11 protein-coding genes are annotated in these 12173 nt (G+C 59.3%); 3 read left to right on the forward strand and 8 right to left on the reverse strand.

The features are described 5' to 3' along the window. Nucleotides 1-111 precede the first annotated feature (111 nt). The gene (gene metE / locus QR290_RS23710) at nucleotides 112-2424 is read right to left on the reverse strand and encodes a 5-methyltetrahydropteroyltriglutamate--homocysteine S-methyltransferase (RefSeq protein ID WP_115079067.1); all 2313 of its coding nucleotides are present in this window, start codon (nucleotides 2422-2424) and stop codon (nucleotides 112-114) included. A gap of 111 nt (nucleotides 2425-2535) precedes the next feature. On the opposite strand from metE, the gene metR reads away from it, so the two are divergent. Beyond that, nucleotides 2536-3453 (forward strand): transcriptional regulator MetR, encoded by a 918-nt coding sequence (metR, locus tag QR290_RS23715; RefSeq protein ID WP_007953158.1) that lies wholly within the window; start codon nucleotides 2536-2538, stop codon nucleotides 3451-3453. Here metR and QR290_RS23720 read toward each other — a convergent pair. The 5 genes from QR290_RS23720 to QR290_RS23740 form a co-directional block, all read right to left on the reverse strand. After that, nucleotides 3437-3967: a GNAT family N-acetyltransferase gene (locus QR290_RS23720; protein ID WP_289203734.1), complete on the reverse strand. Its 531-nt coding sequence runs from the start codon at nucleotides 3965-3967 to the stop codon at nucleotides 3437-3439. The genes metR and QR290_RS23720 overlap by 17 nt on opposite strands. A gap of 1 nt (nucleotide 3968) precedes the next feature. Then, the gene (locus QR290_RS23725) at nucleotides 3969-4607 is read right to left on the reverse strand and encodes a LysE family translocator (RefSeq protein ID WP_115079069.1); all 639 of its coding nucleotides are present in this window, start codon (nucleotides 4605-4607) and stop codon (nucleotides 3969-3971) included. A 23-nt stretch (nucleotides 4608-4630) separates the two neighbouring features. After that, on the reverse strand, nucleotides 4631-5056 hold the full coding sequence (locus QR290_RS23730; protein WP_115079070.1) for an NUDIX hydrolase: 426 nt from the start codon (nucleotides 5054-5056) through the stop codon (nucleotides 4631-4633). A 75-nt stretch (nucleotides 5057-5131) separates the two neighbouring features. After that, the gene (locus QR290_RS23735) at nucleotides 5132-6457 is read right to left on the reverse strand and encodes an APC family permease (protein WP_289203735.1); all 1326 of its coding nucleotides are present in this window, start codon (nucleotides 6455-6457) and stop codon (nucleotides 5132-5134) included. Between the two features lie 299 nt (nucleotides 6458-6756). Beyond that, complete coding sequence (locus QR290_RS23740; RefSeq protein ID WP_289203736.1) at nucleotides 6757-7578, reverse strand: carbon-nitrogen hydrolase family protein; 822 nt, start codon at nucleotides 7576-7578, stop codon at nucleotides 6757-6759. A gap of 125 nt (nucleotides 7579-7703) precedes the next feature. Between QR290_RS23740 and QR290_RS23745 the strand changes: the two genes are divergently transcribed. Next, nucleotides 7704-8504 carry a helix-turn-helix transcriptional regulator gene (locus tag QR290_RS23745; RefSeq protein ID WP_115079073.1) on the forward strand — a complete coding sequence of 267 codons (801 nt, stop codon included), beginning with the start codon at nucleotides 7704-7706 and terminating at the stop codon, nucleotides 8502-8504. Nucleotides 8505-8540: 36 nt separating this feature from the next. Then, nucleotides 8541-10160, forward strand: a complete 1620-nt coding sequence (locus tag QR290_RS23750) for an FMN-binding glutamate synthase family protein (protein ID WP_289203737.1) — start codon at nucleotides 8541-8543, stop codon at nucleotides 10158-10160. Nucleotides 10161-10171: 11 nt separating this feature from the next. Here the strand turns inward: QR290_RS23750 and QR290_RS23755 are convergent, their stop codons facing one another. Both QR290_RS23755 and QR290_RS23760 read right to left on the reverse strand, forming a co-directional pair. Continuing rightward, nucleotides 10172-11740, reverse strand: a complete 1569-nt coding sequence (locus tag QR290_RS23755; protein ID WP_289203738.1) for a glycosyltransferase family 39 protein — start codon at nucleotides 11738-11740, stop codon at nucleotides 10172-10174. Between the two features lie 51 nt (nucleotides 11741-11791). Further along, the gene (locus tag QR290_RS23760) at nucleotides 11792-12160 is read right to left on the reverse strand and encodes a GtrA family protein (RefSeq protein WP_289203739.1); all 369 of its coding nucleotides are present in this window, start codon (nucleotides 12158-12160) and stop codon (nucleotides 11792-11794) included. Nucleotides 12161-12173 lie beyond the last annotated feature (13 nt).

Here is a 12173-nt window from a genome sequence, read left to right on the forward strand (position 1 = left end):
TCGATGAATTTCGAGCCACTGTCGCTGTAACTGGGTTTCTTACGGCTCGGGGCCAACGATGCGGCGATGTAAAAAACAGGGAGCGGCGTGCCGCTCCCTGTTTTTAGTGTTTTACGCCAACTGACTGCGCAACTGTCGCGCCGCCGCCACCATGTTGACCAGCGCCGCTTCGGTCTCAGGCCACGCGCGGGTCTTCAGGCCGCAATCGGGGTTGACCCACAGGCGCTGCGCCGGAATGCGCTTGACTGCTTTGCTCATCAACTTGACCATCTCGGCGGTGTCCGGCACCCGTGGTGAGTGGATGTCGTAGACGCCTGGACCGATGTCATTCGGGTAGTCGAACGCTTCGAAGGCTTCCAGCAATTCCATGTCCGAGCGCGAGGTTTCGATGGTGATGACGTCGGCGTCCATGTCGGCGATGGCCTTGATCACGTCGTTGAATTCGCTGTAGCACATGTGGGTGTGAATCTGGGTTTCATCCTTCACGCCCGAGGCTGTCAGACGGAACGCTTCCACCGCCCATTCCAGGTATTCCTGCCATTGTTCACGGCGCAGCGGCAGGCCTTCGCGGAACGCGGCCTCGTCGATCTGTACGATCCTGATCCCGGCGTTTTCCAGATCCACCACTTCGTCACGCAGGGCCAGCGCCAGTTGTTGCGCCTGGACTTTGCGCGACACGTCTTCGCGGGGGAACGACCACATCAGCATGGTCACAGGGCCAGTCAGCATGCCTTTCATGACCTTGTCGGTCAGGCTCTGCGCGTAGGTAATCCAGTCCACGGTCATGGCGTCAGGACGGGACAGATCACCATAAATCACCGCTGGTTTGACGCAGCGGGAACCGTAGCTCTGGACCCAGCCGAAGCGGGTGAACAGATAGCCGTCGAGCTGCTCGGCGAAGTACTCGACCATGTCGTTGCGCTCGGCTTCACCGTGCACCAGCACGTCCAGCCCCAGACGTTCCTGCACCTGTACCGCGTGGCGAATTTCGCTGCGCATGGCGTCGTGGTAATCGTTGGCCGACAACTTGCCCTGCTTGAACGCCTGACGGGCCAGACGAATCGAACCGGTCTGCGGGAACGAGCCGATGGTGGTGGTCGGGAACGCCGGCAACTTCAAGCGTGCCTGTTGTGCGGCGATGCGTTTGGCGAACGGAGAATGGCGTTGGCTGTCGTTGGCGTTGATCGCATCGATCCGCGCTTGCACCTCGGCTTTGTGAATACGCGGCGAGCGGGCGCGGCTCTCTTGAATGGCGCGGCTTTCGGCCAGTGCGCTTTGCACTTTTGGCGCTTGCGGGTCGTTCAGCGCATCACGCAAAACCGAGATTTCGCTGCACTTCTGCACGGCGAATGCCAGCCAGCTTTTCAGTTCCGGATCGAGCTTGTCTTCACGCTCGACGTCCACCGGACTGTGCAGCAACGAGCAGGAGCTGCTGACCCACAGGTTATCGCCAAAGCGCTCCTGCGCCGGTTGCAACTGTGCCAGCGCCTGCTCCAATTCGCAGCGCCAGACGTTGCGCCCGTTGACCAGGCCGACCGAAAGAATCTTGTAGGTCGGCAGACGATCCAGCACCTGACCAAGCTGATCCGGTGCACGCACCGCGTCGATGTGCAGGCCTTGCACCGGCAGGCCGACGGCCAGGCCGAGGTTGTCTTGCAGGCCGCTGAAATAGGTCGCCACCAGTTTCTTCAGCGGCGAGTACTGAAGGATGTGATAGGCGCGTTCGAAGGCGCTTTTCCAGGCTTGCGGCAGGTCGAGGGTGAGGATCGGCTCGTCGATCTGCACCCACTCCACGCCCTGTGCGGCGAGGCGACCGAGGATTTCGTTGTAGACCGGCAGCAGGCGCTCGAGCAGATCGAGTTTGTCGAAGTCGTTGCCTTTCGCCTTGCCCAGCCATAGATAAGTCAGCGGGCCGATAATCACCGGTTTGACGTTGTGACCTAGGGCCTTGGCTTCTTCGACTTCATCGAACAGCTGTTCCCAGCTCAGCTTGAACTGTTGATCCGCAGTAAATTCCGGGACCAGGTAGTGGTAGTTGGTGTCGAACCACTTGGTCAGCTCCTGGGCGTATTGGGTCTTGCCGTGCTCAGCGCCGCAGCAGGATGCAGTGGCGCCACGGGCCATGGCGAACAGCGTGTCGAGGGTCGGCAGGCCGCGCTCGTCACGCACAGCGTCGAAGCGCTCGGGGATCACACCGAAGGTCAGCGAGTGGGTCAGCACCTGGTCGTACCAGGCGAAGTCGCCGACCGGCAGCAGGTCGATGCCGGCGTCCTTCTGCAATTGCCAGTGTCTGTCGCGCAGCTGGCGGCCGACCTGATTCAGAGCGGCCTGATCGAGATCGCCTTTCCAGTAGGCTTCGAGGGCTTTTTTCAGTTCGCGGTCGGCGCCGATGCGCGGGAAACCCAGGGTGTGTGCCACGGCCATGTCGAGTGTTCTCCATTGCGTAAAAGATGGCGCCATTGTCGACAGCCAGGGCAACATGAGACAAACTCAACCTTTTCGTGCTGATCACAAATTTCCCTCATGGAGCCTGCGGTGCTTGAGATCCGTCATCTGAAAACCCTGCATGCCCTGCGCGAAGCCGACAGCCTGGTCGATGCAGCCGACCGCCTGCACCTGACCCAGTCGGCGCTGTCCCACCAGTTCAAGGAACTGGAAGAGCGCATGGGCATGCCGCTGTTCGTGCGCAAGACCAAACCCGTGCGCTTCACCAGCGCCGGCCTGCGCTTGCTGCAACTGGCCGACGCGACCTTGCCGCTGCTGCGCGCCGCAGAACGCGATATCGGGCGTCTGGCCGGGGGCACCGCCGGGCGTCTGCACATGGCGATCGAATGCCACAGCTGCTTCCAGTGGCTGATGCCGACCATCGACCAGTTCCGCGACGCGTGGCCGGAAGTCGAACTCGACCTCGCTTCGGGTTTCTCGTTTGCCCCACTGCCGGCGCTGGCCCGGGGCGATCTGGATCTTGTGGTGACGTCCGACCCGCTGGAAATCGCCGGCATCACCTATGTGCCGCTGTTCACCTACGAAGCCATGCTCGCGGTCGCCAACCAGCACGCATTGGCGAGCAAACCGTACATCGTCCCCGAAGACTTGCTGACCGAAACCCTGATCACTTATCCGGTGGAGCGCGACCGACTGGATATCTTCACCCGCTTCCTCGAACCCGCCGACATCGAACCGGCGCAGGTGCGCACGTCAGAGCTGACAGTGATGATGATGCAACTGGTGGCCAGCGGTCGTGGCGTGTGCGGCATGCCGCACTGGGCGCTGCATGAATACAGCTCGCGCGGTTACGTGAAGGGCAAGCGGCTGGGCGAGAAAGGTCTGTTCGCGACGTTGTACGCGGCGATCCGTGCCGACATGCTGGACGCGCCGTACATGCGCGACTTCCTGCTGACGGCCAAGGACACGTCGTTCTCGACCCTGGATGGGGTCAGCGCGGTTCGTTGAGGCTGGCGGTTGGCGCGAACGGCGCGCACCACATGTGGATTTTGTCGAAGTAGTCCTCGCCGACCCGCACCGCCATCGGCTCAAGACCGAACTGGATGAAGCCGCAGCGCTGATACAACTGGAACGCCGCGTCATTGCCGGCGGTGACGGTCAGTTGAATGACTTTCAACTCAGGATGCTGCTGCGCTTCACTCAGCAGCGCCTCCATCAATTTCAGCCCCAGACCGCGCTGACGAAATTCAGCCGACACATACATGCCGAATACCGTTGCCTTGTGTCGGGCCTTTTCCCGAGGCTCGAACGCCAGGCCGACGATGCCCGCCAGCCGGCCGTCTTCGAACGCGCCGAACACCGCATCGAGCTTGCTGGTCAGACGTGATTCCCACCAGCTCAAGGGCATCACCGCGCGCTCGCGCACGCTGGAGGTGAAGGCCTGCGGGTGCCGGTCGTAAGCCTCCAGCATCAATTCGCGATAGGCCAGCGCATGACTGGCGTCCAGCCGTTCGATCCACATGTCAGGCGGCCTTGCGTTGTTCGAGCATCAGCCGCACCGCCAGACCGCCCAGCACAAACCCCATGAAATAACGCTGCGCCGCCAGCCAGGTCGGGTTGTTGACGAACCACGACGCGATGCCCGCCGCCGACAGGGCAATCAACAGGTTGACGCTGAAACTGACGCTGATCTGGGTCAGGCCGAGGATGATGCTCTGGCTGAACACCGAGCCGTGCTCTGGCGAAATGAATTGAGGAAATACCGAGAGGTAGAAAACCGCGATCTTCGGGTTCAGGGCGCTGGTGAGAAAGCCCATGGTGATGAGCTTGCGCGACGAGTCTGCCGGCAATGCCTGCACTTCGAACGGCGAACGGGCACCGGGTTTCACCGCCTGCCAGGCCAGCCACAGCAGGTACAGCGCGCCGGCCCACTTCAACATTTCATAGGCCATTGGCACCGCAAGAAACACCGCCGTCAGACCGGCCGCCGCCGCAAACATATGCACGAAGAACCCGGCCACCACGCCGAGCAGCGAGGTCACCCCGGCGCGGCGTCCCTGACAGATCGAGCGGGAAATCAGGTAGATCATGTTCGGCCCCGGCGTCAGCACCATCAGCAGTGCGGCGGCGGCAAAAATCAGCAGGTCTTGAAGCGGGATCATGACGAAGTCCTTTGCACGAATGATCAGGCGATCGCGGTCAGCGAGGCTCGATAAAACGGCAGGATCAGGTCACGTGTCAATGGGGCGAGAATCACTTCGCCGTCGGTGGCCGGGTCGATCCAGATCACCTCTTCGATCTCGGCAGCCGGGGAGACTTCGGTGTCGATGGTCAGCTGAAAGATCTCGGCCTGCACGACGAATCCCGGCTCGTTGGCGGCGGGTGCCGAGAACTGGCCGAGAAAGCTCGCCTGCGCCGGATCGATCACCAGCCCCAGTTCTTCTTCCAGCTCGCGGGCCAGCGCATGCACCGGCAGTTCATGCGGTTCGATCTTGCCGCCCGGCTGCATGAATGCCGTGGTGTTGCGCTTGCGCACCAGCAGGGTCTGGCCGTCGGGGTTGAGCAACAGCGCGGCGGCGATGCGAATGGTGGAATTATTTGCGGTCGACATGAACGGAAAGCCTATGACTCAAAAACGGCAAGGATCACACGCTTGCCGTTCATGAGCAAAGACTCGGGCGGAACCTCAGGTCGCTTCCTGGAAATCCATCTCCGGTGGCTGGCGACGGAAGCCTCCAGTGAGCACCGCCAGGTACACCACGCCAATCGCCAACCAGCTCAGGCCCAGATACACCGCCAGGTGATCGAGGCTGACCATCAGCCACAAGTCCGCCGCCAGGCCAATGAACGGGAAGATCAGGAACAGGATCAGCTCGCGCAGACCCTTTTTCTCTCCCCCGATCCAGTAGTGAAAAATCACCGACAGATTGACCAGGCTGAACGCCAGGAACGCGCCAAAGTTGATGAATGAGGTCGAGGTGGTCACGTCGAGTTTCAGCGCCAGCAAAGCCACCACCGCACACAGCAGGATGCTGTTGACCGGCGTACCGAAGCGCTCGTGCAAAGTGCCGAAGAACGACTTGGGCAACACGCCGTCACGGCCCATCGCGAACAACAAACGCGAACCGCTGGCCTGCGCCGACAAACCCGAGGCGAACTGGCCGACGATCAGGCCGATCAGGAAGATCGACACGAACAGATCACCGCCGATGTTGCGCGCAATTTCGTAGGCCGCCGAGTCGACGCTGTCGAACTGGAACGACGGATGGGCGATCTGCACGAAGTACGAGACACCGACGAAAATCATCCCGCCGATCAGGGTGATCAGCATGATTGCCCGAGGGATGGTGCGACGGGGATCGCGGGTTTCCTCGGTGAGGGTGCTGACTGCATCGAAACCGAGGAACGAGTAGCAGGCGATGGCCGCGCCGCTCATGATCAGCGGCATCTGCATGTCACCGTTGAAGAACGGTTTGATCGACCACAGCGGCGTGCTGGCATCGCCGCCGACGTAATGCACGCACAGTGCGACGAAGGCGATCAGCACCAGAAACTGCACCAGCATCAGCAAGGCGTTGATACCGTTGGCCAGTTTCAGGCCGATGATGTTGATCGCGCTGGTGATGCCGATGAACGCCAACACCCAGATCCACTGCGGGATCGACGGGAACGCCGAAGCGAGGTACGCGGCGCCGATCAGCCAGATCGCCATCGGCAGAAACAGATAATCGAGCAGCACCGCCCAACCGGCGATGAAACCGAGTTTCGGGCTGATGGCCTTGCGCACGTAGCTGTAGGCCGAGCCGGCCACCGGGAATGCGGCGGCCATGCGGCCATAACTCATGGCGGTGAAAAACATCGCCACCAATGCCGCCAGATACGCGGCGGGCACCATGCCGGCGGTGGACTGGGCGAGGATGCCGAACGTGCCGAGGACAATGATCGGCGTCATGTAGGCGATGCCGAACAGCACCACCGACCCTAGCGAAAGGGTGCGTTGCAAACGAGCCATGGGCGACTTACTCCGGATTTTATTGGATTTATGGCAGAGGCCGAGTTCGGCGAGTGTTTAGGGTGTTGCGTTGTTGTTTTTGGGGTTATCTGAATGTTTGTATGACTTGAGATCGATCCCCCTCACCCCAGCCCTCCCGAAACGTCGGACCGCCCCCAAGGGGGCGAGGGGGAAAGGGAGCCGATCGAGGGCTTTTCAAAACCTGAGTTCGACGCGGTCTTTCAGGTCGATCTACCTCGAATGAGCGACTCGGTCAGTCCCCTCTCCCCCTGGGAGAGGGTTAGGGTGAGGGCAGCGGATCAACGGGCAGGAATCAAAAGCTCCCGAACACCACCATCCCGCTCCACCACCTCCCCCGGCAACCTCAACCGCTGATCATCCAGATACCGATAATCCTTGCGCGCCAGTTCCAGCTGACCAAAATCCAGCTCCACACTGAACCGCCCTTCCTCACGCCCAGCCTCGAACAGCACCGTACCCAGCGGATCCACCAGCGCACTGCCGCCGGCAAACATCAACCCGTCATCCCCGGCTTCCACACGGTTGACCATCAGCGCAAACGCCTGGTTTTCCTGAGCCCGGGCCATGATCGCGGTGCGGTGGGTCGGGCCGTACGGGTCCATGTTGCCGTTGGTAACGATCAACAACTCCGCCCCCAGTTGCGCCAAGGCGCGGGCCGATTCCGGGAACTCGATGTCGTAGCAGATCAGCAGGCCGACCCGCACACCGTTCCACAAACACGTGGCGTAACGATCACCGGCCTCGAATACGCCGCGATCCGACGCCCAAAGGTGGGTCTTGCGGTATTTCAGGGCGATGCCTTCGGGGGTGATCAGCAGCGTGGTGTTGTAGAAGCGGCCGTTGTCGTTCTCGGCCATGCCGATCACCACGGCGAGGTTGCGTTCACGGACGGCGGCCTGCACGGCGCTGACGGTCGGGCCGTCTACCGCTTCGGCAACCTGCGCCACGGTGTCGGCGGTCGGGAAGCCCATCAGGTGGGTCTCGGGGAACACGATCAATTGCGTATCGGCGGCGCAAGCCGCAATTGCCGAGAGGGCGCGTTCGAGGTTGTACGCCGTGTCTTTGTCACGGCCCGCCAGTTGGGCGAGTTCGACTTTCATGGAGAGTCCTTGTTATGAGCGCCGGGCGCCGAAAGATTGCCCGGTGGCTGTCTGTGGGCCAGTATGCTTCGCATTCGACCGGCCAGGGAATTACGCGGCCGGGGTAACCCGATAGGGGTAGAGGCATGACTCTTTCGTTTGACGACATCACCTGGCACCGCGCCGTCGGGCAGTTGATCGACGCCCTCGACAAGCCGAATTTCTGGGCTCAACTGGTGCGTCTGCTCGACCAGTACGTGCCGTTCGATAGCTGGGTGGCGCTGCTGTTCAGTGCCGACCGACACCCGCAGGTGTTTGCCGAATGCCCCGGCGCGGACGGCGCTCCCGACCAGCTGTTCCAGGATTATCTGCGCGGTCTGTACCTGCTCGACCCGTTCTACATCGCCTGCCGCGAGCAGTCGCGCACCGGTTTGTATCGCCTGTCGGAGGTCGCGCCGGAGCACTTCGAACTGACCGAGTATTACCAGCGATACTTTCGTCTGAATGTGGTGGCCGACGAAATCCAGTTCAATTGCCAGCTCGAAGGCGACCGCACGTTGTGCCTGTCGCTGGGCAGCCAGCAGCGCTTCACCGGCGAGCAGATTGCCCTGCTGTCGCTGATCCAGCCGTGGGTGCTCGGCCTGTTGCGTCAGCGCCTGCCCTATGAAATCAACGAAACCGTGGCCCTGGCCCCGGCGCCTGCGCAACCGGACTGGCGGGTGCAGCTCGAAGCGTCGGTGCAGCAACTCAAGGGCGCGCAACTGACCGCCCGGGAGCTGGACGTCGGGCGCCTGATGCTCAGCGGTTGCTCCAGTAAAGAAATCGCCCGTAAGCTGGAAATCTCTGTTGAAACCGTGAAAGTCCATAAGAAACACATGTACAGCAAGCTTGGGATCAAATCCCAGTCGGAGCTGTTTTCGATCTTTCTGCAGGCGCAGAACGCCTGACTGCTGCAAAAAAACCGTCCGAACCAAGGAAACCGTATGAGCCTGTCACTCCTGAGCCGCTACGCCTTCTTTGCCGTCTGCGTGATTTTCACCCTCGCCAGCCTGCCCTTTCTCGAACATGACTGGCTGTGGCCGATCACCGCCGTCACCGGTGTATTGAGCCTGATCGGTCTGTTCGATCTGATGCAGAGCCCGCACGCGGTGCGCCGCAACTACCCGATCCTGGGCAACATCCGTTATCTGGTCGAAGGCATCCGCCCGGAAATCCGCCAGTACCTGCTGGAATCCGACAGCGATGCCCTGCCCTTCTCCCGCGCCCAGCGTTCGCTGGTGTATTCGCGAGCGAAGAATGAAACCGCCGACAAGCCGTTCGGCACCCTGATCGACGTCTATCAATCCGGCTTCGAATTCATCGGCCACTCGATGCGCCCGGCGCCGCTGAGCGACCCGAGCAGCTTTCGCGTCACCGTCGGCGGCCCGCAGTGCACCCAGCCGTATTCGGCGTCGGTGTTCAACATCTCGGCCATGAGTTTTGGCTCCCTCAGCGCCAACGCGATCCGCGCGCTGAACCAGGGCGCCAAACTCGGTAACTTCGCCCACGACACCGGCGAAGGCAGCATCAGCCCCTATCACCGCGAACACGGCGGCGACCTGACCTGGGAACTGGGCAGCGGCTATTTCGGCTGCCGCACCAGCGACGGCCGCTTCGACCCGGAACGCTTCGCCGCCCAGGCGCAGACCCCGCAAGTGCGGATGATCGAAATCAAGATGAGCCAGGGCGCCAAACCGGGCCACGGCGGGATTCTGCCCAAGCACAAGGTGACCCAGGAAATCGCCGATACCCGCGGCATCCTGATGGGCGAAGACTGCATCTCGCCGTCGCGCCACAGCGCGTTCTCCACGCCGATCGAGATGATGCATTTCATCCAGCAACTGCGTGAACTGTCCGGCGGCAAACCGGTGGGCTTCAAATTCTGTCTCGGTCATCCATGGGAGTTCATGGGCATTGCCAAGGCCATGCTGGAAACCGGCATCCTGCCGGACTTCATCGTGGTCGACGGCAAGGAAGGCGGGACCGGCGCCGCACCGGTGGAGTTTACCGACCACATCGGCGTGCCGATGCGCGAAGGCCTGCTGTTTGTGCACAACACGCTGGTCGGTCTGAATCTACGCGACAAGATCAAGCTCGGCGCCAGCGGCAAGATCGTCAGCGCCTTCGACATCGCCAGCGTGCTGGCCATCGGCGCCGACTGGGCCAACTCGGCGCGCGGCTTCATGTTTGCCATCGGCTGCATCCAGTCGCAAAGCTGCCACACCAACAAATGCCCGACCGGCGTCGCCACCCAGGACACCCTGCGCCAACGCGCACTGGTGGTGCCGGACAAGGCCCAGCGCGTCTACAACTTCCACCGCAATACGCTCAAGGCGCTGGCGGAAATGCTCGCCGCCGCCGGCCTCGATCACCCGTCGCAACTGTCGGCCAAGCATTTGGTGCGGCGCATGTCGGCGACTGAAATCAAACTGTTCTCGCAGCTGCATGTGTTCCTGAAACCGGGAGAACTGCTCACCGGAGAGGTGAACGGCGAGTTCTATTCGCGGATGTGGCAGATGGCTAGGGCGGACAGTTTTGAGCCGCAGGATGGGATGGCTGCCTAGGATTCGGGGTGTCATTTTCCAGGATGAAACGGCGCCCCGACTACTTGTTGATCAGCATGGATTTCATACAGGCGGGCAAATGAATCTCCCGCCTTGAAAACGTCCAGCAAGCGCCAGCAATCAGGAAAATGAGGCTCGGATCCTTGATCGGTCAAAAGCCAGGCTCGCCTCGACACTGGTGCCAGATCACTCAAACTGTCGGTATAAATTTCCTCCGCATTATTCTGAATCAAGGTCCATATTTGATAGCCTTCGGGACGAGTCGAGCTACCGTCTTGCGCAGGAGGAGTAAAAAACCTGGGAACTATTTCTGTCCGGTTATAGTAATAAACTGGAAAATACAAATGCATATTCAGCACTAATACATCATCGCCCTTGAGCGCATGAGAATTGACATAGCCCATCATTACATCAGATCTATTTACTTCTTCATAAACCGCATGACCTTTCTGATAAACGCCATACAACCCTGACAGCTCAAAAAGCAAAATCGCGACAAGCAGAACAGAACAATATACTTTCCTCTTAGACCATAAATCATCAATAACCACCCCCATGATCAAAGGCAGCCCCAATGCTGCGAACAAAAAATAGCGATCAACAAACAATGGACGTACAAGGGAAATCATCACTACGACAAGCAAGGGAAGCCAAGTATAAACAAACAAATACAATCCACCTTCCCATTTTATTTTCCCACGCACTCCTAAACCCAAAGACAACACGAACAGTGCAAGCGGAACTCCAAAATAAACCCACGCCCACAACTGACGTCCATCACTGTAGCTAATAAACTCCCAAACAGTGCTGAAAACTGTATAAACGTCCGGCCGCACGATCCATTGAAAGCCAGAATATTCCATTTGATTAAGTAAATTTGGAAGCCATGGAATATACAACAGCGCCACTGAAAAATTAGCGACCCACCACGATGGAGAGCGCAGACAGTTATCTTCGCCGCCAAGATATCGAAACAGCAGATAGACCCAGAACGAGACCAGACAAACACCTGCAAAATAATGAGTATAAAAGCCAAACAGCATTAAAACCGAGAATACCGCCAGCGCTTTGATGTTATTTACATTGCGGCTCCAGTAAAGAAAAGCTATGGCAGCGCCAACCATCAGCATTCCAAAAAATGCATACATTCTAACTTCCTGACTATACCGCACTCCCATCGGCAACAAGGCCAGCAACAATCCTCCCAACAAGGCCGCACGTCGTGAACCGATCAGACTCGCCAGCCAAATACCGAGCAGGACCGAGACAACTCCTGCCAACGCACTAAGACTTCTTGCTGCAAAAACTCCATTTCCAAAAGCCTCCATCCACACATGTAAAACCAGATAGTAAAAAGGCGGATGTACATCTCGAACAGTATGAAAAATTATTTCTCTCGGAGAAAGCGCACTTAGCACAAGCGTGAACGCTTCGTCCGACCATATAGCAGGCTTGTCGATATCATAGACACGGACAATCACCGAAACGATCACCACAAGAAGAACCATAAACATGTAAAGCACAAACTTTGAATTACTTTCAGCTCGCCTGACAATAACACCCTTCAACAAGTTGTACATTTTCACTTCACCTGTAAGAGAACGCTTGTCTAATCTGGCAAGAGTTAGAACCTATTGCCCACGAAACAACACAAACCGGAAAAAGCCGTACCCCAGCAACAGATCCAGCAGCGAAAACACCGACACCGTCACCAGTCCCGGCAGACTCCGTGCATCGGCGATCAGTCCTGTGCCGTAGCTCAGCACTCCCATCACGCCGATAAACATCAGGTATGCCGGCACCGACGTTCCGGTCTCGAACGTGTACAGCGCGTTCATGTAGAACGCGAAGGATGCAGCGATGCAAAACGCAGCAAAGTTGCTGGCCGCCTGGTCGAGCTGAGCCGCGCTGGTCAGTACGAAAAAAACCTGCCAGTGGACCAGCGTTGCGGCAAGACCGATAGCCGTTTGTGCGGGAAATCCTTTCCAGAAGATCCTCATCGTCAATCCTTGC

This window comes from Pseudomonas fluorescens (assembly GCF_030344995.1).
Taxonomy (GTDB): domain Bacteria; phylum Pseudomonadota; class Gammaproteobacteria; order Pseudomonadales; family Pseudomonadaceae; genus Aquipseudomonas; species Aquipseudomonas fluorescens_BF.